This is a genomic window from Herbidospora daliensis (assembly GCF_001570585.1).
Classification (GTDB): Bacteria; Actinomycetota; Actinomycetes; order Streptosporangiales; family Streptosporangiaceae; genus Herbidospora; species Herbidospora daliensis.
Map to the genome: position 1 here is coordinate 287546 of NZ_BBXF01000007.1, position 25085 is coordinate 312630.

Sequence of the window (25085 nt, forward strand, 5' to 3'; positions counted from 1 at the left end):
CCCGGTCTCCTCAGGTGATGGGGCGTCCCATGACCACGTCGGCGGCGGTCGGGAAGTAGTCCACGCACGCGTCGTTGATCCGGTAGAAGCGCGCGGTCCCGAGCTGCTCGACCAGCACGAACCGCACTTCGGCGAGGATCTTCAGGTGGTTCGAGACGGTCGACTGGCTGACGTCGACGGCTTCGACGATCTCCTTGACCGCCATGGGCTGTCCGGCGCGGGCGAGCAGGGTGACGATCTGCACGCGGGTGGCGTCGGACAGGGCGCGGAAACAGGTGGCGTACTTCTCGGCGGTGTCGCGGTCGAGTGGTCCATTCATCGTCAATCGACGATAGGCGATGAAAGCTCCTGGAGCAACGTCAGAACGCGGCGCTCGATCTCGTCGCGGATCGGCCGGACGGCGTCGATGCCCTGCCCCGCCGGGTCGGGGAGCTCCCAGTCCAGGTAGCGCTTGCCCGGGTAGAACGGGCAGGCGTCACCGCACCCCATCGTGATCACGACGTCGGACGCCTGAACCGCCTCGTCCGTCAACGGCTTGGGGAACGCCTTGGACAGGTCGAGCCCGATCTCGTCCATGACGGCGATCACGGCGGGGTTGATCGTGTCGGCGGGGGCGGACCCGGCGGAGCGGACGACCACGCTGCCCTTGCCGTGGTGGTCGAGCAGGGCGGCGGCCATCTGGGAGCGGCCGGCGTTGTGGACGCAGACGAACAGGACCTCGGGCACGGCGGCGGTCATGCGAACTCCTTGGAGGCGGGAGCGGTGGAAGGCGCGGCTGCGGGGTGGAGGACCAGCGCCAGGGCTGCGCCGACGAACGCGCCGACGAGCTGGGCGGCGATGAAGGGCGCGACCGACGCGGGGGCGATTCCGGCGAAGGTGTCGCTGAGGGCGCGGCCGATGGTCACGGCGGGGTTGGCGAAGGAGGTGGAGGAGGTGAACCAGTAGGCCGACCCGATGTAGGCCCCGACCGCCGGGGCGGCCAGGTGGGCGCGGCCGGTGCGGGTCAGGCTGAGGATCAGGGCGACCAGGCCGGCGGTCGCGACGACCTCGGACAGCCACAGGGACGGCGCGCTTCGGACGGTGGCGGAGATCGTGACGGCGGGGAGGCCGAACATCAGGTTGGCCAGTACGGCCCCACTGATGGCGCCCGCGGTCTGGGCCAGCGCGTACACGCCAAGAGCGGTTCCCGTGAGGCCGGTCCGTTCCCGTCTGCCGAGCGCCCAGTCGACGAGGGAGACCAGCGGGTTGAGGTGAGCGCCGGAGACCGGCCCCATCATGAGGATGACGACCGCGAGCCCGGCGGCGGTCGCGGCGGCGTTCTCGGCCAGTTGCAGACCGACGTCGTTCGGGGACAGGCGGGCGGCGGCGATGCCGGACCCGATGACGACCGTGACGAGCAGGCCGGTTCCGACGAACTCCGCCGTGGCGCGTCGTGGCAGGGATGTCACCGGACGCCGGTGTCTTCCTTGGACGTGGCGAACAGCGCGGACAGCCGGTCGAGCGCTTGCGGGATCACCCACGAGTAGACCCAGGTACCTCGCCGTTCGGAGCCGATCAGCCCGGCTTCCCGGAGGGTCTTCAGGTGGTGGGAGATCGTCGGCTGGGACAGGTCGAACTCGGGGAGCAGGTCGCAGACGCAGGTCTCCTCGTCGCGGGCGGCGATGAGGGACAGCAGGCGCAGCCGGACGGGATCGGCGACGGCCTTGAGGATTCTCGCGAGCTCGGCCGCGTCGTCCTTGCTGATGGGTTCACGGGCCAGGGGGGCGCAGCATTCTTCCGCAATGACCGGCAACGGGGTCTGCTTCGACATAGGTCAATATTGACATCAGTCGATCCAGGGACGCAAACTGTGCCTCGACGGGCTAATTAGATGCTCATCGATACAAGGAGACGATCACATGTCCCGCGTTCAGCTCGCCCTCCGAGTCTCCGACCTGGAGGCGTCCGTGGCCTTCTACAGCAAGCTGTTCGACGCCGAACCGGCCAAGCGCCGGCCCGGCTACGCCAACTTCGCCATCACCGAACCTCCGCTGAAGCTCGTGCTCCTGGAGGGCGAGCCCGGCCGGCCGACCGTGATGGATCACCTCGGCGTCGAGGTCGAGACGACCGACGCGGTCACGGCCGCCTCCTCCCGTCTGGCGGCGGAAGGTCTGTCGACCGCCGACGAACAGGACACCGCCTGCTGCTACGCCGTTCAGGACAAGGTCTGGGTCCACGGCCCCGGCGATGAGCCGTGGGAGGTCTACACGGTCAAGGCCGACTCCCCGACGCTGGTCAAGGAATCCGAGTCGGCGTGCTGCGCTCCGGCCGGCACCGATGTCCTCGACGTGGAGCCCAAGCAGGCTTGCTGCTGATTGCCCCGCCTCCGGCGGTCACCACTCGGTGGCCGCCGGGCGCAGCCCGTGCGGCCGGCCTTCGGCGGCGTTGCGGCCATGTCCCGCCGGATCCGCTGGGCGATCTTCGCCGACTCGTTGGCGTCACCGATCAGCCCGCGACGATCACGCGGATCGGCCGGGATGTGATGACTTGGTCATACATCGAAGGTGACTCTAAGAAGGCACGAGGGAAGACGCCGGATCAGAGCGCTCGGGCCCGCGTGTGCGGAGCACGTGCAGTCATACACGCCATTCCATGATGTTCTGGAACAGTTCCGCCTGTTCGATCGCGTCGTCGAGGGCGTGATGTGAGTGCGGATGCGTGGAACGTAGCTCTTTCGGCATCTGTCGTTTCGACGACCAAGTGAGGGGAACACCCGCTTTCGCGGCATACAAGGTCTTGATGTCGAGCGCCCTGGAATGCCCGAACGGTGAATCCCCCGCGAATTGAATGAAGTACCAGTACATCCACATCCAGTCGAACGACAACGGAAACGCGACCAACACCGGAGTCGTCCCGTCGCTTACCTTTCGCACCCACGCCGCCGCCGACTTCATCGCCTCTCTGGGGTCGCGGCCCTCACGTAGCAGCAGGTCACGGTCGAGGCCGCTGACCTCCAGGGCTGACGGCACGAATTCGTCGCTGATCGGCCGTAGTTCCGCGTAAAAGGTGGTGGTGGTCGGATCGTTCCGGGTGAACTCGCGCCCGAGCCGCCGGCCCGCGACCGTCATCCCGAAACTCACCATGGAATATGGGCCGGGAATGGGGCCGTCCGCCTCGATGTCGACGGAAATGTACGTCTCGGCTTTCACTGAATTCTCCCAGGAGCTGGCGCTAGCATTCCTGCGGTTGGTAAACGTTCGGTAAAGGGGGCTTGTGGGTGACTGTCGTCGACCGGCCGAGAACGGCCGTGAAGCGCATGGGTCCCGGGTGGGCGGCGCGATATCGGGCCACGGTGATCGTCTCCGACATTCTGTGCGCCCTTCTCGCCGGTGGTCTGGCGGTCGTCGTCCGGTTCGGCGAGGTTACTCCCTACGTCGAGCCTTACGCACTGTCAAGCGCGGCGTTGCCGCTGTTGTGGGTGGTCGTCGTCGGGCTGAGCAGGGCTTATGAGCCGCGCTTCGCGGGGGTCGGGTCGGAGGAGTTCCGGCGGGTGGCGCGGGCCGGGGTGATGCTCACCGCCGCCGTCGCCGTGGTGGCGTACGTGACCAAGATCGACGTCGCACGGGGTTACGTTATCATCGCGTTACCGGTGATGACCCTTTTAACGCTGCTCGCCCGTTATGCCTTGCGGCGCAGACTGCACCACAAGCGGACGAAGCTCCAGTGCATGCGGCGGGTCATCGCGGTGGGGCACCAGGGGTCGGTCGCCGACCTCGTGCGGCTGCTCCAGAAGGAGCGCTACCACGGCATGCACATCGTCGGGGCGTGCCTGCCCGACGACCGCGCCTCCTCCGAAGAGGTGGGCGTGCCCGTGCTGGGCGGGTTCTCCGACGTGCCCCTCGTGGTGGCGCAGGCCCAGGCCGACACCGTCGCGGTGCTCGCCTGTCCCGAGCTCGACGGTTCGGCGTTGCGGCGGCTCGCCTGGCGGCTGGAGAAGTCGCGCACCGATCTGGTGGTGGCGCCGGCGCTGATGGAGGTCGCGGGGCCGCGTACGACGATCCGGCCGGTGGCGGGCATGCCGCTGCTGCACGTCGAGCACCCCGAACTGGCCGGCGGGCGGCGGCTCGTCAAGAACGTCTTCGACCGCGTCGTCGCGGGGGTCGGCCTGCTGCTGGTCTCCCCGTTGTTCCTGCTCATCGCGGCCGCCGTGCGGGCGACCAGTTCGGGGCCGGCCTTCTTCCGGCAGACCCGCGTCGGCAAGGACGGTCGCACGTTCACCATCGTCAAGTTCCGCACGATGGGCGTCGACGCCGAGAGCCGCAAGATCGAGCTGGCCAGCGACATCGACGGCGTGCTGTTCAAGATCAAGCACGATCCCCGCGTCACCCGCGTCGGCGCGTTCCTGCGCCGCCACTCCCTCGACGAGCTGCCCCAGCTCGTGAACGTGGTCAAGGGCGACATGTCCCTCGTCGGCCCCCGCCCGCCGCTGCCCGAGGAGGTCGCCCGCTACGGCGACGACGTCCGCAGGAGGCTGCTCGTGCGACCGGGCATGACCGGGTTGTGGCAGGTCAGCGGCCGATCGGATCTGTCGTGGGAGGAAGCTGTACGGTTGGACCTGCGCTACATGGAAAACTGGTCACTCACCCTCGACCTCCAGATCATGTGGAAGACGTGGTCGGCCGTGGCACGCGGATCGGGAGCCTACTAACCAGTGATGACGATCAGAGACGATCATTCGCTCGCCGGAGACCTCGCGACGGAGGCGGGTGAGAAACTGCTCCGCCTGCGCGCCCAATACGGGTTCGACGACGCCAAGGCGCTGAAGGACGCGGGCGACCGCTCGTCCCACGACTTCCTCGTCGAATCGCTCGAACGGCTGCGCCCGAGCGACCACATCCTGTCCGAGGAGGGCGAGCGCACCAACCCGGCGCGGCTGTCGGCCAACCGGGTCTGGATCGTCGACCCGCTCGACGGCACCCGCGAGTTCTCCGAGGCCGGCCGCACCGACTGGGCCGTCCACGTGGCGTTGTGGGAAGAGGGCCGGCTCGCCGCCGGGGCCATTGCGCTCCCGGCCCAGGGCGCGACGCTGACCACGGCCAACCCGCCGAAGCTGCCGGCCCCCAACGGCCAGCGCCCCCGGATCGCGGTGTCCCGCACCCGGCCGCCCGAGTTCGTGCAGAAGCTCGCCTACCTGGTCGGGGCCGACCTCGTGCCCATCGGCAGCGCCGGCGCGAAGATCGCCGCCGTGCTGACCGGTCAGGTCGAGGCATACGTCCACGCGGGTGGGCAGTATGAATGGGACTCGGCCGCCCCGGTGGCCGTGGCGCTGGCGGCCGGAGCCCACGCGAGCCGGATCGACGGGTCGGAACTGATCTACAACCAGGCCGACCCCTCGTTGCCGGATATCCTGGTTTCCCTACCAGACTTGGCGCCGACGCTGCTCGCCGGGATCCGTGATCTTCACCAGTAACCCGAGAAGGAACCGTTTTGCTTCAGCATGACTACACGACGTCACAGCTTGACGTCCTCGAAGCCGAGGCGATCCACATCATGCGTGAGGTCGCGGCCGAGTTCGAGCGGCCCTGTCTGCTCTTCTCCGGCGGCAAGGACTCGATCGTCATGCTGCGTATCGCGGAGAAGGCCTTCTGGCCCGCGCCGATCCCGTTCCCGCTCATGCACGTCGACACGGGCCACAACTTCCCCGAGGTGATCGACTACCGCGACCGGCGGTCGGCCGAGCTCGGGGCGCGGCTGGTGGTGGCGTCCGTACAGGACTCGATCGACGCCGGCCGCGTGGTCGAGGAGACCGGGCGGCGCGCCTCGCGCAACCGGCTCCAGACCACCACCCTCCTCGACGCGATCGAGGAGCACGAGTTCGACGCCGTGTTCGGCGGCGCGCGCCGCGACGAGGAGAAGGCCCGCGCCAAGGAGCGGGTGTTCTCCTTCCGCGACGACTTCGGCCAGTGGGACCCGAAGAACCAGCGTCCCGAGCTGTGGAACCTCTACAACGCGAAGATCCGCAAGGGTGAGCACATCCGGGTCTTCCCGCTGTCCAACTGGACCGAGCTCGACGTGTGGGACTACATCCGCCGCGAGGGCATCGAGATCCCGTCGATCTACTTCGCGCACACCCGCAGCGTCTTCGAGCGCGACGGCATGCTGCTGCCCGACGCCGACGTGGTGCAGCGCGGCGACGACGAGCCGCTGTTCGAGTCGCTGGTGCGTTATCGCACGGTCGGCGACATGACCTGCACCGGCGCCGTCTCGTCGAGCGCCGCGACGGTCGACGAGATCATCGCTGAGATCGCCGCCACCCGGATCACCGAGCGCGGCGCGACCCGCGCCGACGACCGCGCGTCCGAGGCCGCCATGGAGGACCGCAAGAAGGAAGGCTACTTCTAATGGACATCCTTCGTTTCGCGACGGCGGGCAGTGTCGACGACGGGAAGTCCACCCTGATCGGCCGCCTCCTGTTCGACTCCAAGGCGATCTTCGAAGACCAGCTCGAAGCGGTCGAGCGCACCAGCCGCGACCGGGGCACCGAATACACCGACCTGTCGCTGCTGACCGACGGCCTGCGCGCCGAGCGCGAGCAGGGCATCACGATCGACGTGGCCTACCGCTACTTCGCCACGCCGAAGCGGAAGTTCATCATCGCCGACACCCCGGGGCACATCCAGTACACCCGGAACATGGTGACCGGCGCCTCGACCGCCGACCTGGCGATCATCCTGATCGACGCGCGCAAGGGCGTGCTGGAGCAGTCGCGCCGCCACGCGTTCCTGACCACGCTGCTGCGGGTGCCCCACCTGGTGCTCGCGGTCAACAAGATGGACCTGGTCGACTACTCCGAGGAGCGGTTCGAGGAGATCCGCGAGGAGTTCACCCAGTTCGCGTCCAAGCTGAACGCGAGCGACCTGACCTTCATCCCGATCTCCGCCCTCCACGGCGACAACGTGGTCTCGCGGTCCGAGAGCATGCCCTGGTACCAGGGCCCATCGCTGCTCCACCACCTGGAGCACGTCCACATCGCCTCCGACCGCAACCTGGTCGACGTGCGGTTCCCGGTCCAGTACGTCATCCGCCCCCACAAGACCGAGTTCCACGACTACCGGGGTTACGCCGGTCAGGTCGCGGGCGGCGTGCTGAAGCCGGGCGACGACGTCATGCACCTGCCGTCGGGCCTGACCACGAAGATCGCCTCGATCGACACCTTCGACGGCCCGGTCACCGAGGCGTTCGCGCCCATGTCGGTGACGCTCCGGCTCGAAGACGACATCGACATCTCGCGCGGCGACATGATCTGCCGGCCGAACAACCAGCCGCAGGTCAGCCAGGAGATCGAGGCGATGGTCTGCTGGATGGCCGACACCGCCAAGCTCACCCCGCGCACCAAGCTGACCATCAAGCACACCACCCGGACCGCCCGCGCGCTGGTGAAGGACCTCCACTACCGGCTCGACGTCAACACCCTCCACCGCGACGAGACGGCCACGAGCCTGTCGCTCAACGAGATCGGCCGGGTGTCGCTGCGCATCACCCAGCCGCTGTTCGTCGACGACTACGCCCGCAACCGGCAGACCGGCGGGTTCATCCTGATCGACGAGGCCACCAACGGCACCGTCGGCGCGGGGATGATCCTCTAGTTGTAAACCGGTGCCTAGGTAGATCCTTGGACGTTCGGTGAACGCTTAGTTACTCTCCGCTGTAGCGTCAGCACGTTCCGTATCCACTTCGGGGGTCGTGCACGTGTCTGACGCTCAGCCGATGATCTTTGTTGGAGGGCTGGGGCGCAGCGGGACGACGCTGCTGGAGCGCCTTCTCGGGGAGCTTCCCGGTGTCGCGCCGCTCGGCGAGGTCGTCCATCTGTGGCACCGGGGGGTGCGCGCCAACGAGCCCTGCGGTTGCGGGCGGCCGTTCGCCCAGTGCCGGTTCTGGCACGAGGTCGGCGACCGCGCCTTCGGGGGCTGGCGGCCGGCCAAGGCCGACCGGCTGCTCGAACTGCGCCACAAGGTCGACCGCACCCGCCGCGTTCCGGTGTTCGTGCTGGGCCTCATCAGCCGTGAGGCCCAGCTGACCGAGTACGTCGCCGCGTATCACCGCATCTACGCGGCGGCGGCCGAGGTCGTCCGCGGCCAGGTCGTCATCGATTCGAGCAAGCACGCCTCGCTGGCCTACTGCCTGTCGGCCATCCTCGACCTGACGGTCGTCCACGTCGTGCGCGATCCGCGCGCGGTGGCCGCGTCGTGGCGGCGCAAGGTCGCGCGGCCGGAAGACGGCCGGCCGATGGCCCGGTGGTCGCCCGCGCGCACCGCCGTCCACTGGTTCGTGCAGAACCTCGCCTACGAGGTGCTGCGCGGCAAGGGCGTGCCGATCGTCCGCGTCCACTACGAAGACCTCGTCGAAGAACCGGCCGACACGCTGCGCGCGCTGGCCGGCAAGCTCGGGCTGCCCGCCGACCACGAGGCGCTCGCCTTCATCACGGGCCGCACCGCCCGGCTGGGCGTCGCCCACACCGTCTCGGGCAACCCGATGCGTTTCCACGTGGGCCGCGTGCGCTTCCGCGACCGGCGCCCCGACCTGCCCTTCCCCCACCGCTGGGCAGTCACCGCGCTGACGTTCCCCCTGCTCCTCTGGTACGGCTACCGCCTCAATTACTGAACTCCCGATCGGAGGCCAACGATGACCCCGACCGTCGGCGTCGTCATCCCCACCCGTGGTGACCGTCCCCTGCGAGCGACGATCGATGGCGTGCTCGCCAACCGCCCGGCCGCCGTCGTGGTCGTCGTCGACGGGGCGCCGTTAGATTCGGTCGACGACGACCGCGTGAAGGTGCTGCCCAACTGCCTCAGCCCGGGGCTGCCGGGGGCGCGCAACACCGGCACGGCGGCGCTCGACACCGATCTGGTGGCCTTCTGCGACGACGACGACGTGTGGCTGCCCGGGAAACTCGACGCGCAGGTCGACCTGCTGCGGCGGACGGGAGCGGAGTTCGCCAGCTGCGGCATCGAGGTCGAATACGGCTCGCGCCGGGTGACCCGGCTGGCCGGGACCGCCGAGATCACCGCCGCCGACCTGACCCGGTCGCGGATGGTGATGGTTCACGCCTCCACCTACGTGTTCCGGCGCGGCGCCCTGTGGGTCGACGAGAGCGCGCCGGCCGGCCAGAACGAAGACTGGGACCTGGCCCTGCGCGCGGCCAAACGCCAGCCGATCGCCCACGTCGACCGGCCGCTGGTGCGGGTGCGGTGGGGCCGGTCCCACTACGCGACCCGCTGGGCCGACCGCATCAGCGGCCTCGAATGGATGCTGGCCCGCCACCCCGAGATCGCCGACGACGCCCGGGGCGCGGCCCGCGTCTACGGGCAGCTGGCCTTCCACCACGCCGCGCTCGGACGGCGCAAGGAGGCCCGGCGGTTCGCCAGGCTCGCCTTCCATTCGCGGCACCGGGAGCCCCGGGCGGCGCTGGCGCTGGCCGTGGCGGCCGGGCTCGTCTCGGCTCCGGCCGTGCTGAGCGCGCTGTATACCCGCGGTCACGGAATCTGATGCGCACGCGCATCGTCGCGCCGCCCAAACGGCGGCGCGTCTCCGTGGGAGGGGTGGTCGTCGACCGGCTGACCGAGATCGAGGTGGTCGACCGGGTCATCGGGGCGATCCGGCGCGGGTCGGGCGGGCACCTGGTGACGCCCAACGTCGACATCTGCCGGGCGTGCGCGCGCGACCCCGCGCTGCGCGCCCTGGTCCTGCGGGCCACCATCGCGGTCGCCGATGGCATGCCGCTGGTGTGGGCGACCCGGCTGCTCGGCAAGCCGGTGCCCGCCCGCATCACCGGGGCCGACCTGATCTGGTCGTTGTCGGAGGCGGCGGCCTTCTACCGGGTGCCCATCTACCTGCTCGGCGGGCCGCCCGGGGTGGGCGACCGGGCCGCCCGCGCGTTGTGCGAGCGGTATCCCGGGTTGTCGATCGCCGGGGTCGACGCGCCGCCGTGGGGGTTCGAGGACGACGCCGAGCAGTTCGCCGCGATGCGCGAGGCGCTGACGTCGGCGCGTCCGCTGCTGGTGTTCGTCGGGCTCGGCTTCCCCAAGCAGGATCTGCTGATCGAGCGGCTGCGGGGCGACCTGCCCGAGACCTGGTTCGTCGGTTGCGGGTCGGCCATCGCGTTCGCCGGGGGCGCCGTGGTGCGGGCGCCGGTCTGGATGCGCGACCGCGGGCTCGAATGGTTGTTCCGGCTGCTCAGCGAGCCGTCTCGGCTGGCCAGGCGCTATCTCGTCGACGACCTGCCGTTCGCGGTGCGGTTGCTGACGGTGTGCGCGGTGCGGCGGCTGTTCACCTGAGGGTCAACCGGCTGACCCTCTCGGCGTCGGCGGCGGACAGGCGCGACCTGGCCGCCGCCGTTCTGCTGTCGGTCGGGCGGAAGGCCGTCTTCGAGGTGCCCCGCCAGGCGAAGCCCGACTCCCGGGCCGGGCCGGTGCACGAGCGGGTGATCGTGGCGGCCGAGCGGTCGGTCCAGGGGATGCCGCACCATTCGTACAGGCTGCGGAAGCCGAAGTGCGGATCGGCGGCCAGCGCCTCGTAGGAGACCACGCGGATGTTCGGGTGGCGCATCTGGAGCACCGACTCGTGCGCCGCCTTCCACAGGGCCGAGACTCTGGCGAGCCGGTCGGGCGGGGCCTGCGCCAGCGCCGACACGTGAGGGTGGTCGCGCAGGAGGAGGGGCTGGTCCAGCAGGTCGGCCGGGTCGGCGGTCCAGCCGAGGTGCTCCCAGCTGCCGGCGAACGTGACCGGATCCCGGGTGAGGACGACCACCCGGCAGTCGAGGCGGTCGGCGAACCACTCGGCCGACCAGAGCGCGAACGGGTCGTCGAGGAGGGCCTTGCGGCCGGTGAGGCGGCCGTGGGTGAACGCCGTCGCGTATTTCACGTAGCGGGCCGGCGACGGCGGCCAGGGGAGTTCGGCGAGCCAGCGGAACCGCAGGCGCAGCGTGTCGGTGAAGGGTGTCAGCCAGGCCGCCTCGTTGTCGCGGCAGATGTACTGGAACCGGTGCCCGACCCGCGCGTTCAGCACCCCCCGGTAGGGGCGTTCGGGGTTGAGCGGCTCGTTGACGTAGACGAGCTCGCCCGAGGCGCAGAGCATGCGCCCGGCCCACGAGGTGCCGCTGCGGGGCAGCCCGGTGACGAGGATCATGCCGTCGCCCTGGCCAGCTGGGCGACCGGCAGCAGGTTCTTCACCAGCACCCCGCCCGCCCAGCCGAGCGCCGCGCCGAACGCGCCGTAGGCCGGGACCAGCAGCAGGTCGAGCCCGACCGTGACGGCCAGCGCGGCGGCGACGTTGCCGAGACTGGCCCCCGTCCGCCCCGAGGCGATCAGCACGACGTCGGCCATCCCGCACGCCGAGGCGACCATCATCGTCAGGGCCAGCACGACCGCGACGTCGGCCGCGTGGGCGTAGCCGTCGCCGAAGACCGGGAGGATCTGCGGCGCGAAGACGGCGTACCCGATCCAGAGAGGCCAGGTCAGGGCCATCTGGGTGCGGGCCGCCCGCCGATGGAGCGCGCGCGCCGCAGCCGGCTCTCCCTGGGCGAACTTCCTGACCAGCTCCGCCTGTACGCCCTGCGCCAGCCCCTGCCCGACGAGCTGCCCGACCACCTTGAAGCGCGTCGCGGCGACGTAGAAGGCGGCCTCGGCCGGGCCGGCCAGCAGCGCGACGACCACGACGTCGAGCCGCTGGAACACGGCCTGCAGAGCGGCGGCCAGCGACCGGGGTGAGGTGTACCCCCAGAACTCCCGCCAGGTCGTCCGGGTCTCCGTGCCGCGCAGCCGGAACGCGGCGAGCACCAGCACCGGAACCGCCGGGACGCCCCACGCGACGATGAGCCAGGGCGCGGACAGCCCGGCCGCCAGCGCGCCGCCCACGAACAGCAGCTGCGCGACCGGCTGAACCAGCCCGCTGAGCAGCAGCGTCTCGCGCATGGCCCCGGTCCCGCGCGTGGCCGCCACCAGCACATCGGCCACGACGACGAACGGCAGGACGAGCGCGAGCGCGGGTTCGGCACCGGCCAGCAGCACAGCGGCGGCCAGCGCCCCGGCGACGACGGGGATCAGCGCCACGGCGAGAAGGGACCGGCCGGCCGTTGTCCCGAAATTTCCGGACGAGTTCTGGCCCGACGCCCGTTCACGCAGCCTGCCGGTCGTGGGCCGGGTGGTGACGACGGCCACCTGCCCGGCGGGGACGGCCTCCTGGCCCAGGTGGTCAGGCCTGGAGGTGGCCTCCTGGTCCGGGACGTTGCGGTCCGCGTCGGGCGACGATGCGGCTGGTTCGCGGGCGCGGAAGTAGATCAGGCCGTTGCCCGTGTCCAGGCGTAACACCCCGGCCAGCATCAGCCCCAAGGTCGTCGTGGTGAAGAACGCGCCCGCTTCGGCCGGGGGCAGGGTGCGGGTGACGAGCAGGGTGACGGCGAACTGGGCGGTCGCGGTGGTCCCGGCTGTGGCCAGGCCCGCCACAGATCTCAGACGCGCCATGAAGGGGTCGCGTCGAGCCACGACAGGAGCAGGGCGTCCCACGGCAGGAAGTGCTCCGACAGGCGGGCGTGCAGGGCGCGGGGGACCGGCGCGTGCGGCCGGGCGTTGTGGCGGTCGAAGACGGGGTCGGCCATCGGCGGCAGGCCGAGGAACGACAGCAGGTCGTCGTAGACCGGCAGCGGGTCGGCGAAGAAGCGGCCGCTGTCGACGACCTTGACGCGGTCGCGGGGGATCACCGGTTCGAGGCGGGCGAGTTGTTCGGCGTAGCGGCCCCGGGCCAGGTAGGCGTGGTGGCGGTGGGCGTGGCTCGACGACAGCGGGGCCGCGCACAACCGGGCGCTCTCCCCGGCCAGCCGTTCGGGTTCCAGGTCGATCGCGCGGGCGAACGACGGCTCCGACTCGAACCCCCGGGCCAGCTCGTGGGCGTGGGCCGAAATGGCACGTTCCACCGGATCCCGGACCAGCACGATCAGCTTCACGTCCGGCAGGTCCCACGCGATGCGCGGCCCGGCCAGCGGGTGGAACAGGTAGTAGGGCGACGACTCGAACGCCATCAGCCCCGGCCGCCGCAGCGGGAAGTGGGCCCGATACCAGGCCAGACCGCGTCCGTAGGCCATGTCGAAGTAGTGCACGCCCTTGCGCAGCACCGGCTTGGCCACCATCGGGTGTTGCGACAGCGCCCGGTAGAGGGAGGTCGTGCCACAACGCTGCGCGCCCACGATGAGGAACGACGGGAGCATGCGGGCGCCCCCGGTCAGCCGCCCCGCCGTGATCGACACGGCGTGGGCGGTCGTCTTCAGGGCGTTCACGTCAGGGGTTCCAGCCCGTCGACGGCGGGGTTCAGCCACGTGGCGGGCGAACCGAGCGGCTCGTGGCCGGCGGCGCGGTGGCGTTCGGCCAGGGTCATCAGGTAGGCGGCGGCGGTCACGCGGGCCTCTTCGTAAGAGATCCCGAAGGGTTCCAGCAGGCGGCCCGACTGCGCGACGCACGCCTTCGCCGCCGACACGGGACGCATGCGCCGCAGGGCGGTCTGGAAGAAGTAGTGCAGCGTGTCGAAGCCCGGCGGCACGCCGGTGCCGAACCGTTCCCAGTCCCAGACCAGCAGCCGGTCGCCCATCGGGGCGACGTTCCACGGCGAGAAGTCGCCGTGCCAGGAGCCCTTGCCGAGCGCGGCGATCTCCTTGGCGGCGGCGGCGAGCAGGTCGGCCGACGGCCTGCCCTTGGTGACCGGCAGCGGCGTCAACACCAGGACGTCGAGGTCGCGCCACACCCCGTGGTGCATGACCTTGGGCGCGACGACGACGTCGAACGAGTGGCGGGCGATCGCCCGCAGGGTGTCGGTCTCGTGGCGGATCAGGTCTCGGGTGTGCGGCTGGTCGCCGATCTTCACGAAGGCCAGGAGGCCGGCGTCGCCGTACAGCTCCAGGACGGGTTTGCGGTTCGCGCGGCGGGCCGGGCGCACGTGCAGTGTGGCCCGCACCCGGCGGCCGAGCACGTCGCCGAGGTGGGTTTCGATGGTGTCGGGCCCGTCGGGGACCAGCACCCGCCCGCCGACATGCCAGGCCGCGCGCGGCACCAGCCGCCGGGGGACGAGCCGGCTCGGCACCAGAGTCCGGGCCGAAGAAGTGGTGGACGGCGGGAACAGCAAGGAGATCACCTCATCCAGATAGCGCAGACGTATGCGGAAGTCCTTCACGTCGCGTTCCGCCACAGGACCGCGAACGAGATCAGATAGAGGGTCAGGGCACTGACGAGGCCGTCGTAGATGAACATGTAGAAGAGGACGAGGAGCATGACCAGGCTCCCCGCCTGCCCGATCGGCGACCGATCATGCCAGTGCCGCCTGACCGCCCCGGCGAAGAAGGCGACGTAGAGGGCCGCCCCGGTGAAGCCCTGGGTGATGAGCAGCAGCCAGAGTTGCCCGTCGGAGCCCAGCGGAGGATGCCCGCAGGACCGGCACCAGCCGGTCCGGCCGGTGGTGACCGTGCGGTGGTTGCCGAACGCGTTGCGGGTGTTGCCGTAGCCGATGACCGGCGACGTCGCGGCGACCGCGACCGTGGTCGCGACCGTGAAGGCGCGGATGTCGTTGGAGTGGGGCCGGTCGACCCGCGCGGTCACGACCTGGCCCAGCGGCGAGAACGTGAACGCCGCCGCGGTGGCGGCCGCGAGGGTCAGCAGCGCCGCCCGGTTCCGGTTCCGGACGATCAGGTACGCCACCCCGACGGCGATCGCCGCCCACAACCCCCGGTTGAGGGAGTACACGATCGGCACGGCCGCGACGACGACCGCGACCACCGCGACCACCCGGCGGGCGGGCCCGCCGTAGACCCACCAGCCGACGACGAACCAGACCAGCAGGATCGAGACGTTGCCGCCCCAGGCGTTGGCCCACTCGAACGGCGCCTCCGGCCGCGGGGAGGGGTGCCCGAGCACCCACTGGATCTGCGCGGCCGTCGGGTGGACGAGGTTGGTGACGAAGGCATGGTCGGGCAGCAGGTGCTCCATCGGCGCGGTGAACTCGAACTCCGGCGCGAGCACGCCGAGCAGCCCGCCCGCCACCGTGGTGAGGAACAGCACCCCGAGCATCCTGACCAGGGTGAGCTGGGGGAGCTCCTCCTTGGTGAGGTTGCCCAGGTAGAGCACCACGACGAAGAGCGCGACGTAGACGGTGAGCCGCATCGTCCAGCCGACCACCCGGCCCATTCCGAACTCGCCGTAGGTCCCGGCGGGGGTGGCGTCGAGCATGACCGCGCTGATGAGGTAGCCGACGATGAGCAGCGCCCACAGGCCCATGCCCCGGGGAATGAGAATGGGCCGCCGTAACCAGAGCACGGCGGCCATCGGCACGGCGACCACCACGATGGACAACCCGCCGAACCCGAGGGCCCACCAGACGGGGTAACCCACGAGGAACGCCGCGATCGGCCACGCGGCGGGCGCCGGCCGCCAGGTCACAGCAGATCTCGGCGTTGCTGGGGGATGTCGACCGTCGGGGGCTGCTGCGAGCGCAGCGCGTCGACGGCGAGCGTGCCGGGCGCGCCCGCCGGGTCGACGGCGACCACGCCCAGCACGTCGACGCCCCGGCGCTTCAGCGACTTGGCCGCGCGGATGACCCACGGCGCCCGGATCCGGCCGAGGGCCACGGCCAGCACGGCCGCGTCGGTCGGGCCCGCGGTGACCAGCAAGACGCCGCCGCCCGGCGGGAAGCCCTCCTCCAGCGTCCAGGCCACGTGGGCCGGTTCGACCCCCAGGCCCTCGACCAGCACGCTCCGGTGCCCGGCCGCCGTCACCACGGCGGCGAACTCCTCGCCCTGGGGAAGCAGGGCGAGGTTGGTCAGCCGTTCGACGTCGGCCGGGGTTCGGAGGCGGAGGTCGGAGCGGTCGCGGGCGAAGGCCGCTCCCACGCCGAGCAGGATGCCGGCGAAGAGGCCGCCCCCCACGTACAGGGAGGGGCGCGGTTCGCTGGCCGTCTCCGGGGGAGACGCGGGGGTGATCACGGTGCCGGGGGTGACGGCGGTGGTCTTCAGCACGTCGTACCGGAGCGTGAGAGCGGTCGCCTGGCGGGTCAGCACGGTCTGCTGGTGGGCGGCCAGGGCGCGTTGCGGGGTGCCCTTCGGGTGCCGGGACATCGTGACGAGCGCGGTGCTCAGCTGGCTGTTGACCAGGCGGAGCTTGGCCAGGATCGCCTGCTTCTGCTCGGTCAGCTGCGCCTCGGCCGAGGCCAGGCGGTGGGCCAGGTAGGCGTCGGCGAACGCCTGCGCGCCCCGGGCGGCGCCGTCGGCGTCGGGCCAGGTGAACGAAATCCGAAGAATTCCCGAATTGGGCGGCACATCAACGGAAACCTGCCCCCGAAGGTCTTCGGGGTCGCCTCCAATAACGCGTGACGCATTCGTCGCCACCACGGACGATTGTGCGATCTGCACCTCGGTGTCGAGATTGAGAGCTTCGCGCTGCCGGGCGGTCACCACGTTCTGCGGCTCTCCGAGCCCGGTCGGGGACACCTGCACCTCGGCGACCCCGAGATAGGCCGTCGGGGCCGTCCACAGCAGGGCGACACCGCCGGCGACGCCCAGGAACAGGCAGGTCAAGGCGGTGATCCAGCGGCGGCGGAACACGGAGCCGTACTCCGCGAGGTCCCGGCTGTGCGGCGGTGGCAGGCTCATGTCGGTCTCCGATGGGGGTGAAGCGACTACGAACCCTAGCCGGGTGCGGTGATTACCCCGGTGCTAATTACAGAATTTCTGCTGGCGAATCACGGAACAATAACGGCGATTCGCCGGACATGTCGGAGCTGCGTTCTGGAAAAGGAGGTCACATGTTCTCCCCCGGCAGTGGAAAGGTGAATCCATGCGCTGGGCAATCACGGTGGTCGTGTTGATGATGGCGGGCTGCTCCCTGGCTTCGGGAGCCGCCGAGCGGAAGGTGCCGAGAACCGAGCCGCCGATCGCCGCGCCCTGCGCCGTCACCGGCGTGCTGATCCCCACCTGCGGCGCCTGGTGGGGCATCGCGCCCGAGGTCTTCACCGGCCGGGGCCCGGCGCGCGGCCTGCAACGGGCCGAGCAGCGCATGGGCCGCCGCGCCGACATCCTGCACGTCTACCACCGCGCCGGCGAGCTCTTCCCGACCGACGAGGAGCGCCTGCTCGCGAAAGACCGGCTGCTGCTGGTCAACTGGAAGCCGTCACTGCGCCACACCTGGGCCGAGATCGCCTCAGGCGCGCTCGACCGGCGCATCGACAAGCTGGCCGCGCACATCACGGCGACCTTCCCGCAGCGCTTCTTCCTGACGATCCACCACGAACCGGAGAACGACGTCCGGCCCGTCGAAGGCATGGCCGCCGACGACTACGCGGCGATGTTCCGCCACGTCGTGCTGCGGCTGCGGGAGAAGGGCGTCACCAACGCGGTCACCGTGATGACCTACATGGGCGCGCCCAACTGGTCGTCGGCGTCGTGGTTCGAGCGCCTCTACCCGGGCGACGCGGTGGTCGACTGGATCGGCGTCGACCCCTACGCCGACGACCGCGTCACCGACTTCGCCTCGCTCGTCGACAAACGCCGCCCCGACCACCCCGACTGGCCGGGCTTCTACCGCTGGGCCCAGTCGCGTTTCCCGGCCAAGCCGATCATGGTCGCCGAGTGGGGGGTCTTCGAGCGGCCCGGCTTCAAGGCCGCCTTCTTCGATTCGGTACGCCGCCAAATCGGCGCCTACCCGCAGATCAAGGCCCTGGTCTACTTCGACTCCCCGTGGGCGCCCCGGGGCGACACCCGGTTCGACACCACCCCCGACGCCGCCGAGGCGTTCCGGCGGCTCGGGAACTCGCCCTACCTGACCCAGCCGCCGGTCGTGAGGGCGTTCATCACCAGCGAGACCGCCCGCTCGACCGGCAGGCCGGTGGTGTCGATCTCCAAATCGGCGTCCTCGGGCTCCTCGTAGGGGGAGGAGACCCCGGTGAAGTCGGTGATCAGCCCGGCGCGGGCCTTGGCGTAGAGGCCCTTGCGGTCGCGGCGCTCACACTCCTCGACGGGGGTGGAGATCCACACCAGCAGGAAGTCGGCGCCGACCTCCTCGGCCATCTCGCGGGCCTCCTCGCGGGTGTGGGCGTGCGGCGCGATCGGGGCGCAGATGGCCAGGCCGCCGTGCCGGGCGACCTCGCTGGCGACGTAGCCGATCCGGCGGATGTTCAGCTCGCGGTCCTCCGCCGAGAAGCCCAGCCCCTTCGACAACAGTCGCCTGACCACGTCGCCGTCGAGGTAGGTGACCGTCCGGCTGCCCTTCTCCAACAGCGCGTCGCGCACGCCCCGCGCCACGGTCGACTTGCCCGACCCCGACAGCCCGGTGAAGAACACCACCAGCCCGCGCCGGTGCGGCGGCCCGGGGATGCGGACCGGAGCGGGACCGGCGTAGTGCTCGGTCGCGCCGTAGTTGCGGGCGACGTGCTCGCGCAGTTCGAGGTCGATCTCGACGTCCTCACGCGGCGCCAGCGGGACCGCCACCACCTGCGAGCCCGGCAGCTCGGCCTGCGCCTTCAGCGCCGCCCGCACCACCGCGGGCCCGGCCTCGCCGAACACCAGCGGCATCAGCAGGACCGTCGCCTCCAGCTCGTCGGCCGTGGCGGCGACGTCGGCCAGCGCGGGCCCGTCGAGCGGCCCGCGCATCGTGACCGCCAGCACCTCGCCGTCGGCCTTCACCTCGTCAGGTGTACGGCGCAGCCGCGCGAACGGCCCGTAGACGGGCGCGCCCAGCGCCTCCACCGGCCCCGCGGCGTGGTGCCCGTCGCGCTCGGTCACCGTCAGCACCGCCAGCGCGGCCCCCTCGGGATCGGTGAGGGTGACCCGGTCGCCGACGGCGATCTCGTCGGGCAGTGCGATGGTGACGGGGTCGGGCCACGGGGTGCCGTCGGCGAGCGTGCCCGTCTCCTCGACGGAGGCGGCGTCGGCCTTCCCGAGGAAACCGGTCAACGGCGCGAACGCTCCCGAGAGAAGCAGTTCGAGGTCGGCCAGTTCGCGGGCGTCGGGGGTCCAGTCGGTCATGGTGGTCGATTTCCGATCTCGGCAGGCATAGGAGGAGCCGTACGGCGGCGTCTTGAAGGCTGACACATTCTCCAGGAGGTGACCGTGGACTCGGCGGCAGAACTGAGTTTCCGCGAATTCGTGGCCGCGCGATCCCCTGCCCTGATGCGCCTGGCCTACCTGCTGACGGCCGGCGACCAGCACGCGGCCGAGGATCTGGTGCAGTCGTCCCTGGTCAGAGCCCTGGGAAGGTGGGAGAAGGTCGGCGACCCCGAAGCCTATGTGAAGCGGGTCATGTACCACCAGCACGTCAGCCTGTGGCGGCGGGCCTGGCGACGGCACGAGACCACCGTCGCCGACCTGCCAGAGAAGGGCGCCGACGACTCCACCCGGACCATCGAGTTACGCCTGGCGCTGCGCGAGGCGCTGGCCACCCTCACCCGGCGCCAGCGCACCATGCTCGTGCTCCGCTACTACGAGGACCTGCCCGAACAGGAGATCGCCCGCCTCATGGGCTGCTCGATCGGCACGGTCCGCAGCACCACCCACCGATCACTGGCGAGGCTGCGCTCCGCCGACCTGAGGGAGCTCATCGGATGAACGAGGACACCCTGATCAAGGAGGGTCTGCGGGAGTGGGCCGAGGAGGTCCGCGTGCCCGCCGACCTGGCCGGCCGCGCGCTGCGGGCGCGCAGGAGGCGGTTGTTCGGCTTCGCCGGGCCGGGCGTCGTCCTGGTCGCCGCCGCCGTCACCGCCGTCGTCACCCTGCTGCCGGGCGCCTCGCCCGAGCGCACGATCGTGGCCGAGCGGCCGAGGGCGGCGGCCGCGCCGGCCGACGTCCGCACCGACACCGAGAACGACCCTCCGGTGAACCTGATCGCCGCCGGTCCGTGGGCGGTGGGCTCCTACTACACGACCCGATGGGTCTCCACCGACCGGGGCACTGAGACCCTCCGCTACGACTGGAGCGTCTACGACCGGGGCAAGGGTCGCTACGTCCGCACCCCCTACCAATGGGTCGACGTGCTGCCCGGCATGGGCCTGGCGGCGGTGCTCGTGGGCGACCTGCCCTCTCAGGGGCTCGGCCTGGTCGACCTGGAGACCATGATGTACACCCGGTGGTGGGACCTGGACGAGGCCGCCGGTTCGGTCTTCTGGTCGCCCGACGGCTCGAAGCTGGTCCTCACCACCTACAGCGGTCCCCCTGACGAGAAGGTGAGCGTGTCCCGGTCGCGCACCGGCTTCTACGTGATCGATCCGGCCGGCGGGACCATGGCCTGGCGGCGGTTGCCGCCCGACCCCGACGGCGTCGGCGGCCGCGAAGACCTGCGCTGGGACGACGACGGCGTCCGCCTGTGGGCGCAGAAGACCACGGGCGGCGGCCGGTGGCTCTACGACGCGGAAGGCGGCCACCTCGGAGCCGACGACGACCCCCGCCGCATGAACCAGGCAGGGGTGTCGCCTGACGGCAGGCTGCGCGCCGGTCCCGCCGGGCTGCCCACGGAGGTCACCGACGTCGAGACCGGTGAGGTCGTCGGCCGCCAGCAGACGCTCCAGTTGTGGGCCTGGGTTGACGACGACCACCTGATCGGGCTCGGCTGCGCCCGCGCCTGCGACAACGAGTTCGACAACACGCTGGTCATGGTGAGCGTCGACGGGAAGGAGACGACGCGACTCGCCTCCTACCGCGACGCGCGCACCTCGTGGCGGCCGGTCCTGGTGCGCCGCTAGAGGATCCGGGCGAAGTGGTTCTTCGGCCGGCGCACGATCAGCGTGACCTCGTCGTAGACGGGGTCGAGCTTGCCCCGTGACAGCGCGGCCACCACCCGGCACACCGTCTCGACCAGCTTGCCGCGAGGGCCGAGACGGGCCGGGCCGGTGGTGTCGCCTCGGTCTTCGGCGATCATCAGGCCGCGCATCAGGCAGTAGGCCCGCAGGCCCTCCCGCGAGCAGACCGGTTCGTAGACCGCGGGCAGCGACTCGCCGAACCGGCCGCGCAGCCAGCCGGGCAGGACCCGGTCGACGAAGCCGTAGGCCGACTCGCGGTCGCGGACCCGGATGAGCAGCAGCCCGCCGGGGCGCAGCGCGCCGACCATGCGGTCAAGGATCAGTTCGGCGTACTGGACGCGTTCGAGCAGGAACTCCACGCAGACGACGTCGAAGCCCCGCGGCGTCATGGGCACCGAGCGGAGGTCGCCCAGGGCGTAGACGTGCAGATCGGGGCGTTCGACGGTGTGGGCGCGAAGGGCGGGCCGATCCTCATCGACCCCGGTAACCCGGCAGTCGACACCGCCGAGTTCCAGCGGTTCGCCCCGGCCGCAGCCGGCCACCAGGACGTCGAGCGGCTTCCCGGGCGTCTCCGCCGCGCGTTCGCCGATGATTTTTCCGAAAGACGACATGTCACAAAGCGTAGTCATCCGCTCACGAAATCAGGTCCCATCATGGGCGAGTCGCGAGCACAGTAGCCTTGTGTGGTACCCCGGGCCCGTTCAGGCGCCGGGTCGTCCGCGTGCCGTCGACTCGTCCGGCAGGCGGCTGTAGTAACTCACGTGGGGGCCCGCGGCATGACACTTTCCGGACTTCTCGACCTCGTCGCAGCGCAGCCAGAGCTGGCCGAGGCGCTCGGCCAGGAGGTGACCGGCGCCGATCTGATCGCGCCGACCGCCCTGCGGCCGTTCGGGGTGGCCGCCGTCGCGCGCACCCGTCCGGTGCTCGCCGTGACCGCGACCGGGCGCGAGGCCGAAGACCTGGCCACCGCCCTGACCAGCCTGCTGCCCGAGTCGCAGGTGGCCGTGTTCCCGGCCTGGGAGACCCTGCCGCACGAGCGCCTGTCGCCGCGCAGCGACACGGTGGGCCAGCGGCTCGCCGTCCTGCGGCGGCTCGCCCACCCCGTGGCGGGCGACGCGACCGCCGGGCCGCTGCGGGTCGTGGTCGCGCCGGTCCGCGCGATCCTGCAGCCCATCGTGGCGGGCCTTGGCGATCTCGAGCCCGTACGCCTGCTCCCCGGCGACGACGCCGACCTCGAAGACGTGGTCGTCCGGCTGGTCGAGAACGGCTACCACCGGGTCGACATGGTGGAGAAGCGCGGCGAGGTCGCGGTCAGGGGCGGCCTGCTCGACGTGTTCCCGCCGACCGAGGAGCACCCGCTGCGGCTGGAGTTCTGGGGCGACACCGTCGAGGAGATCCGCTGGTTCAAGGTCGCCGACCAGCGTTCCCTCGAAGTGGCCGAGGGCGGCTTGTTCGCCGCGCCGTGCCGCGAGCTGCTGCTCACCGCCGACGTCCGCGAGCGCGCCCGCGAGCTGGCCGAACGCCATCCGGCGCTGGCGGAGATCCTCGGGTCGCTGGCCGAGGGCGTGCCGGTCGAGGGCATGGAGGCGTTCGCGCCCGTGCTGGCCGGCGACATGGACCTGCTGATCGACCACCTGCCGCTGCGCGCCGGGGTGTTCGTCTGCGACCCCGAGCGCATCCGGGGCCGGGCGGTCGAGCTCGTCCGCACCAGTCAGGAGTTCCTGGAGGCGTCGTGGATCACCGCCGCCGCCGGGGGAGAGGCCCCGATCGACCTCGACGCCGCCGCCTTCCGCACCCTCGACGAGGTGCGCGAGCACGCCGGTGAGCTCGGCCAGCCCTGGTGGTCGATCGCGCCCTTCGGCGACGGCCTCGACCTGGGGGCCCACGACGTGGAGGCGTACCGGGGCGACACCCAGCGGGCCCTCGGCGACATCAAGGGCTGGCTCGGGGCCGGGCGCTCGGTCGTGCTGATGAGCGAGGGTCACGGGCCCGCCGAGCGTATGGTCGAGCTGCTCAAGGGGGTCGACGTCGCCGCCCGGCTGGTCAGGTCGATCGACGAGCCGCCGGGCCGCGACGTCGTGCAGGTCACCACCGGCCGGCTGGAGCACGGGTTCGTTACCTCCGGGCTGGCCGTCATGACCCACCTCGACCTGGTGGGGCAGAAGGCGTCCACGAAAGACATGCGGCGGCTGCCGAGCCGGCGCCGGAACATGGTCGACCCGCTCCAGCTCAAGATCGGCGACCACGTCGTCCACGAGCAGCACGGCGTCGGCCGCTACATCGAGATGGTCCAGCGGACCGTCCAGGGCGCGACCCGCGAATACCTCGTCATCGAGTACGCCAAGGGCGACCGCCTCTACGTCCCGACCGACCAGCTCGACGAGGTCACCCGCTACGTCGGCGGCGAGTCGCCCACGCTTAACCGCATGGGCGGCGCCGACTGGGCCAAGGCCAAGACCCGCGCCAAGAAGGCCGTCAAGGAGATCGCGGGCGAGCTGATCCGCCTCTACTCCGCCCGCATGGCCTCCCCGGGCCACGCCTTCGCCCCCGACTCGCCGTGGCAGCGCGAGATGGAGGACGCCTTCCCCTACGCCGAGACCGGCGACCAGCTCGAAGCCATCGACGAGGTCAAGCGCGACATGGAGCGCGCCGTCCCGATGGACCGGCTGATCTGCGGCGACGTCGGCTACGGCAAGACCGAGATCGCGGTGCGGGCGGCGTTCAAGGCGGTCCAGGACGGCAAGCAGGTCGCCGTGCTGGTGCCGACCACCCTGCTCGTCCAGCAGCACCTGTCGACCTTCGGCGAGCGGTTCGCCAACTTCCCGGTGACCGTGAAGCCGATCTCCCGCTTCCAGACCGACGGCGAGGTGAAGGACACCCTCGAAGGGCTCAGGGCAGGCGGCATCGACGTCGTCATCGGCACCCACCGGCTGTTCTCGCCCGAGGTCCGGTTCAAGGACCTCGGCCTGATCATCGTCGACGAGGAGCAGCGGTTCGGCGTGGAGCACAAGGAGGCGATGAAGCACCTGCGCACCCAGGTCGACGTGCTGGCCATGTCGGCGACGCCGATCCCCCGAACCCTGGAGATGGGCCTGACCGGCATCCGCGAGATGTCGACCATCCTCACCCCGCCCGAGGAGCGCCACCCGATCCTGACCTTCGTCGGCCCCTACGACGAGAAGCAGATCGCGGCCGCCATCCGGCGCGAGCTGATGCGCGACGGCCAGGTGTTCTTCGTCCACAACCGGGTGCGCAGCATCGACAAGGTCGCCGCACGCCTCCACGAACTGGTGCCCGAGGCGCGGGTGGCGGTCGCCCACGGCCAGATGAACGAGCAGCAGCTCGAGAAGATCATGGTGGGCTTCTGGGAGCGCGACTTCGACGTGCTCGTCTCGACCACCATCGTCGAGTCGGGCCTCGACGTGCCCAACGCCAACACCCTGATCGTCGACCGGGCCGACAACTACGGCCTCTCGCAGCTCCACCAGCTGCGCGGCCGCGTCGGCCGGGGCCGCGAGCGCGGCTACGCCTACTTCCTCTACCCGCCGGAGAACCCGCTCACCGAGACCGCCCACGAGCGCCTCGCCACGATCGCCCAGCACACCGAGATGGGCGCGGGCATGTACGTCGCCATGAAGGACCTGGAGATCCGCGGCGCCGGCAACATCCTGGGCGCCGAGCAGTCGGGCCACATCCAGGGCGTGGGCTTCGACCTCTACGTGCGGATGATGGCGGAGGCCGTACAGGAACAGAAGAACAAGCTCTCCGGCGAGACGGTCACCGAGCAGCCCGACGTCAAGGTCGAGCTCCCGATCAACGCGCACATCCCGCACGACTACGTCACCAGCGAGCGGCTGCGGCTGGAGGCCTACAAGCGCATCGCCGCGATCGTCACCGAAGACGACATCGCGGCCGTCCGCGACGAGCTCACCGACCGCTACGGCCGCCCGCCGCAGGAGGTCGACAACCTGCTCGAAGTGGCCCGCTTCCGGATCAGGGCCCGAAAGGCGGGGCTGACCGACGTCCAGCTGATGGGCGCCAACATCAAGTTCGCCCCGGTGAGCCTGCGCGACTCCCAGCAGGTGCGGCTCCAGCGGCTCTACCCGAAGGCGCTGCTCAAGCAGGCCACCGAGACCCTGCTGGTGCCGGTGCCGAAGACCAAGCCGATCGGCGGGCAGCCCCTGCGCGACCTCGACATGCTCCGCTGGTGCGGAGACCTGGTCGAGGCGCTTTTCCTGGAGCCCAACCGAGTAAAGTAGGCGCGCCCCGAACAACTGGGACCTGGAGGG

At 70.8% G+C, this 25085-nt stretch carries 25 protein-coding genes; 12 read left to right on the forward strand and 13 right to left on the reverse strand.

Annotated features, from left to right (window positions below; all coding sequences use genetic code 11):
• Positions 1 to 10 precede the first annotated feature (10 nt).
• The 4 genes from AW274_RS32070 to AW274_RS32085 are packed head-to-tail and all read right to left on the reverse strand — an operon-like array spanning position 11 to position 1810.
• The gene (locus AW274_RS32070; RefSeq protein ID WP_062440288.1) at positions 11 to 319 is read right to left on the reverse strand and encodes an ArsR/SmtB family transcription factor; all 309 of its coding nucleotides are present in this window, start codon (positions 317 to 319) and stop codon (positions 11 to 13) included.
• Positions 320 to 321: 2 nt separating this feature from the next.
• The gene (locus AW274_RS32075) at positions 322 to 738 is read right to left on the reverse strand and encodes an arsenate reductase ArsC (RefSeq protein WP_062440291.1); all 417 of its coding nucleotides are present in this window, start codon (positions 736 to 738) and stop codon (positions 322 to 324) included.
• Positions 735 to 1448 (reverse strand): aquaporin, encoded by a 714-nt coding sequence (locus AW274_RS32080; protein WP_062440296.1) that lies wholly within the window; start codon positions 1446 to 1448, stop codon positions 735 to 737. Before AW274_RS32080 ends, AW274_RS32075 begins: the two co-directional genes overlap by 4 nt.
• A complete protein-coding gene (locus tag AW274_RS32085) occupies positions 1445 to 1810 on the reverse strand; it encodes an ArsR/SmtB family transcription factor (RefSeq protein WP_062440299.1) in 366 nt (121 codons plus the stop codon). The genes AW274_RS32080 and AW274_RS32085 overlap by 4 nt, the downstream gene beginning before the upstream one ends.
• 88 nt (positions 1811 to 1898) lie before the next feature.
• Here AW274_RS32085 and AW274_RS32090 point away from each other — a divergent pair, with 88 nt between their 5' ends.
• Positions 1899 to 2354 carry an ArsI/CadI family heavy metal resistance metalloenzyme gene (locus AW274_RS32090; protein WP_062440302.1) on the forward strand — a complete coding sequence of 152 codons (456 nt, stop codon included), beginning with the start codon at positions 1899 to 1901 and terminating at the stop codon, positions 2352 to 2354.
• A gap of 261 nt (positions 2355 to 2615) precedes the next feature.
• Here the strand turns inward: AW274_RS32090 and AW274_RS32095 are convergent, their stop codons facing one another.
• A complete protein-coding gene (locus AW274_RS32095; RefSeq protein WP_062440304.1) occupies positions 2616 to 3188 on the reverse strand; it encodes a 3'-5' exonuclease family protein in 573 nt (190 codons plus the stop codon).
• A gap of 107 nt (positions 3189 to 3295) precedes the next feature.
• Between AW274_RS32095 and AW274_RS32100 the strand changes: the two genes are divergently transcribed.
• The 7 genes from AW274_RS32100 to AW274_RS32130 all read left to right on the forward strand — a co-directional run bounded on the left by AW274_RS32100 (position 3296) and on the right by AW274_RS32130 (position 10313).
• The gene (locus tag AW274_RS32100) at positions 3296 to 4687 is read left to right on the forward strand and encodes a sugar transferase (protein WP_062440306.1); all 1392 of its coding nucleotides are present in this window, start codon (positions 3296 to 3298) and stop codon (positions 4685 to 4687) included.
• Positions 4688 to 4693: 6 nt separating this feature from the next.
• Positions 4694 to 5449, forward strand: coding sequence for a 3'(2'),5'-bisphosphate nucleotidase CysQ (locus AW274_RS32105; protein WP_198169512.1), 756 nt, complete (start codon positions 4694 to 4696; stop codon positions 5447 to 5449).
• Between the two features lie 17 nt (positions 5450 to 5466).
• Positions 5467 to 6381 carry a sulfate adenylyltransferase subunit CysD gene (gene cysD / locus AW274_RS32110; RefSeq protein ID WP_062440310.1) on the forward strand — a complete coding sequence of 305 codons (915 nt, stop codon included), beginning with the start codon at positions 5467 to 5469 and terminating at the stop codon, positions 6379 to 6381.
• The gene (cysN, locus tag AW274_RS32115) at positions 6381 to 7625 is read left to right on the forward strand and encodes a sulfate adenylyltransferase subunit CysN (RefSeq protein ID WP_062440313.1); all 1245 of its coding nucleotides are present in this window, start codon (positions 6381 to 6383) and stop codon (positions 7623 to 7625) included. Before cysD ends, cysN begins: the two co-directional genes overlap by 1 nt.
• A 121-nt stretch (positions 7626 to 7746) precedes the next feature.
• Positions 7747 to 8640 carry a sulfotransferase family protein gene (locus AW274_RS32120; RefSeq protein ID WP_062440315.1) on the forward strand — a complete coding sequence of 298 codons (894 nt, stop codon included), beginning with the start codon at positions 7747 to 7749 and terminating at the stop codon, positions 8638 to 8640.
• Between the two features lie 21 nt (positions 8641 to 8661).
• Positions 8662 to 9525: a glycosyltransferase family 2 protein gene (locus AW274_RS32125; protein WP_062440318.1), complete on the forward strand. Its 864-nt coding sequence runs from the start codon at positions 8662 to 8664 to the stop codon at positions 9523 to 9525.
• Positions 9525 to 10313, forward strand: a complete 789-nt coding sequence (locus AW274_RS32130; protein WP_062440321.1) for a WecB/TagA/CpsF family glycosyltransferase — start codon at positions 9525 to 9527, stop codon at positions 10311 to 10313. Before AW274_RS32125 ends, AW274_RS32130 begins: the two co-directional genes overlap by 1 nt.
• Here AW274_RS32130 and AW274_RS32135 read toward each other — a convergent pair.
• The 6 genes from AW274_RS32135 to AW274_RS32160 are packed head-to-tail and all read right to left on the reverse strand — an operon-like array spanning position 10306 to position 16660.
• Positions 10306 to 11163, reverse strand: a complete 858-nt coding sequence (locus AW274_RS32135; RefSeq protein WP_062440325.1) for a sulfotransferase — start codon at positions 11161 to 11163, stop codon at positions 10306 to 10308. The two genes, AW274_RS32130 and AW274_RS32135, sit on opposite strands and share 8 nt — an antisense overlap.
• Positions 11160 to 12497 (reverse strand): lipopolysaccharide biosynthesis protein, encoded by a 1338-nt coding sequence (locus AW274_RS32140; protein WP_157520844.1) that lies wholly within the window; start codon positions 12495 to 12497, stop codon positions 11160 to 11162. Before AW274_RS32140 ends, AW274_RS32135 begins: the two co-directional genes overlap by 4 nt.
• Positions 12485 to 13306, reverse strand: coding sequence for a sulfotransferase domain-containing protein (locus AW274_RS32145; RefSeq protein WP_439648799.1), 822 nt, complete (start codon positions 13304 to 13306; stop codon positions 12485 to 12487). The genes AW274_RS32140 and AW274_RS32145 overlap by 13 nt, the downstream gene beginning before the upstream one ends.
• Positions 13303 to 14193 (reverse strand): hypothetical protein, encoded by an 891-nt coding sequence (locus tag AW274_RS32150; protein WP_062440689.1) that lies wholly within the window; start codon positions 14191 to 14193, stop codon positions 13303 to 13305. The genes AW274_RS32145 and AW274_RS32150 overlap by 4 nt, the downstream gene beginning before the upstream one ends.
• Entirely contained in the window at positions 14190 to 15452 is a 1263-nt protein-coding gene (locus AW274_RS32155; protein WP_062440331.1) for a hypothetical protein, read from the reverse strand. Before AW274_RS32155 ends, AW274_RS32150 begins: the two co-directional genes overlap by 4 nt.
• The gene (locus tag AW274_RS32160; protein WP_062440334.1) at positions 15449 to 16660 is read right to left on the reverse strand and encodes a YveK family protein; all 1212 of its coding nucleotides are present in this window, start codon (positions 16658 to 16660) and stop codon (positions 15449 to 15451) included. The genes AW274_RS32155 and AW274_RS32160 overlap by 4 nt, the downstream gene beginning before the upstream one ends.
• A 184-nt stretch (positions 16661 to 16844) precedes the next feature.
• On the opposite strand from AW274_RS32160, the gene AW274_RS32165 reads away from it, so the two are divergent.
• Positions 16845 to 17933 (forward strand): glycoside hydrolase family 26 protein, encoded by a 1089-nt coding sequence (locus AW274_RS32165; RefSeq protein ID WP_062440338.1) that lies wholly within the window; start codon positions 16845 to 16847, stop codon positions 17931 to 17933.
• On the opposite strand, the gene cysC is transcribed toward AW274_RS32165, so the two are convergent.
• Positions 17822 to 19030: an adenylyl-sulfate kinase gene (cysC, locus tag AW274_RS32170; RefSeq protein ID WP_062440341.1), complete on the reverse strand. Its 1209-nt coding sequence runs from the start codon at positions 19028 to 19030 to the stop codon at positions 17822 to 17824. The genes AW274_RS32165 and cysC overlap by 112 nt on opposite strands.
• An 84-nt stretch (positions 19031 to 19114) precedes the next feature.
• Between cysC and AW274_RS32175 the strand changes: the two genes are divergently transcribed.
• Positions 19115 to 19609 (forward strand): SigE family RNA polymerase sigma factor, encoded by a 495-nt coding sequence (locus AW274_RS32175; protein WP_062440691.1) that lies wholly within the window; start codon positions 19115 to 19117, stop codon positions 19607 to 19609.
• On the forward strand, positions 19606 to 20739 hold the full coding sequence (locus AW274_RS32180; RefSeq protein WP_062440344.1) for a TolB-like translocation protein: 1134 nt from the start codon (positions 19606 to 19608) through the stop codon (positions 20737 to 20739). The genes AW274_RS32175 and AW274_RS32180 overlap by 4 nt, the downstream gene beginning before the upstream one ends.
• Here AW274_RS32180 and AW274_RS32185 read toward each other — a convergent pair.
• Positions 20736 to 21407: a class I SAM-dependent methyltransferase gene (locus AW274_RS32185; RefSeq protein WP_062440347.1), complete on the reverse strand. Its 672-nt coding sequence runs from the start codon at positions 21405 to 21407 to the stop codon at positions 20736 to 20738. The genes AW274_RS32180 and AW274_RS32185 overlap by 4 nt on opposite strands.
• A 165-nt stretch (positions 21408 to 21572) precedes the next feature.
• On the opposite strand from AW274_RS32185, the gene mfd reads away from it, so the two are divergent.
• Positions 21573 to 25055 (forward strand): transcription-repair coupling factor, encoded by a 3483-nt coding sequence (gene mfd / locus AW274_RS32190; RefSeq protein WP_062440350.1) that lies wholly within the window; start codon positions 21573 to 21575, stop codon positions 25053 to 25055.
• The last annotated feature ends 30 nt before the right edge of the window (positions 25056 to 25085 follow it).

Excerpts from the sequence above, each read along its gene's own strand:
- AW274_RS32070 (WP_062440288.1), bottom strand. The coding sequence starts at position 319 with ATGAATGGACCACTCGACCGCGACACCGCCGAGAAGTACGCCACCTGT.
- AW274_RS32075 (WP_062440291.1), bottom strand. The coding sequence starts at position 738 with ATGACCGCCGCCGTGCCCGAGGTCCTGTTCGTCTGCGTCCACAACGCC.
- AW274_RS32085 (WP_062440299.1), bottom strand. The coding sequence starts at position 1,810 with ATGTCGAAGCAGACCCCGTTGCCGGTCATTGCGGAAGAATGCTGCGCC.
- AW274_RS32090 (WP_062440302.1), top strand. The coding sequence starts at position 1,899 with ATGTCCCGCGTTCAGCTCGCCCTCCGAGTCTCCGACCTGGAGGCGTCC.
- AW274_RS32100 (WP_062440306.1), top strand. The coding sequence starts at position 3,296 with ATGGGTCCCGGGTGGGCGGCGCGATATCGGGCCACGGTGATCGTCTCC.
- AW274_RS32105 (WP_198169512.1), top strand. The coding sequence starts at position 4,694 with ATGACGATCAGAGACGATCATTCGCTCGCCGGAGACCTCGCGACGGAG.
- cysN (WP_062440313.1), top strand. The coding sequence starts at position 6,381 with ATGGACATCCTTCGTTTCGCGACGGCGGGCAGTGTCGACGACGGGAAG.
- AW274_RS32120 (WP_062440315.1), top strand. The coding sequence starts at position 7,747 with ATGATCTTTGTTGGAGGGCTGGGGCGCAGCGGGACGACGCTGCTGGAG.
- AW274_RS32125 (WP_062440318.1), top strand. The coding sequence starts at position 8,662 with ATGACCCCGACCGTCGGCGTCGTCATCCCCACCCGTGGTGACCGTCCC.
- AW274_RS32130 (WP_062440321.1), top strand. The coding sequence starts at position 9,525 with ATGCGCACGCGCATCGTCGCGCCGCCCAAACGGCGGCGCGTCTCCGTG.
- AW274_RS32135 (WP_062440325.1), bottom strand. The coding sequence starts at position 11,163 with ATGATCCTCGTCACCGGGCTGCCCCGCAGCGGCACCTCGTGGGCCGGG.
- AW274_RS32140 (WP_157520844.1), bottom strand. The coding sequence starts at position 12,497 with ATGGCGCGTCTGAGATCTGTGGCGGGCCTGGCCACAGCCGGGACCACC.
- AW274_RS32160 (WP_062440334.1), bottom strand. The coding sequence starts at position 16,660 with ATGAGCCTGCCACCGCCGCACAGCCGGGACCTCGCGGAGTACGGCTCC.
- AW274_RS32165 (WP_062440338.1), top strand. The coding sequence starts at position 16,845 with ATGCGCTGGGCAATCACGGTGGTCGTGTTGATGATGGCGGGCTGCTCC.
- cysC (WP_062440341.1), bottom strand. The coding sequence starts at position 19,030 with ATGACCGACTGGACCCCCGACGCCCGCGAACTGGCCGACCTCGAACTG.
- AW274_RS32180 (WP_062440344.1), top strand. The coding sequence starts at position 19,606 with ATGAACGAGGACACCCTGATCAAGGAGGGTCTGCGGGAGTGGGCCGAG.
- AW274_RS32185 (WP_062440347.1), bottom strand. The coding sequence starts at position 21,407 with ATGTCGTCTTTCGGAAAAATCATCGGCGAACGCGCGGCGGAGACGCCC.
- mfd (WP_062440350.1), top strand. The coding sequence starts at position 21,573 with ATGACACTTTCCGGACTTCTCGACCTCGTCGCAGCGCAGCCAGAGCTG.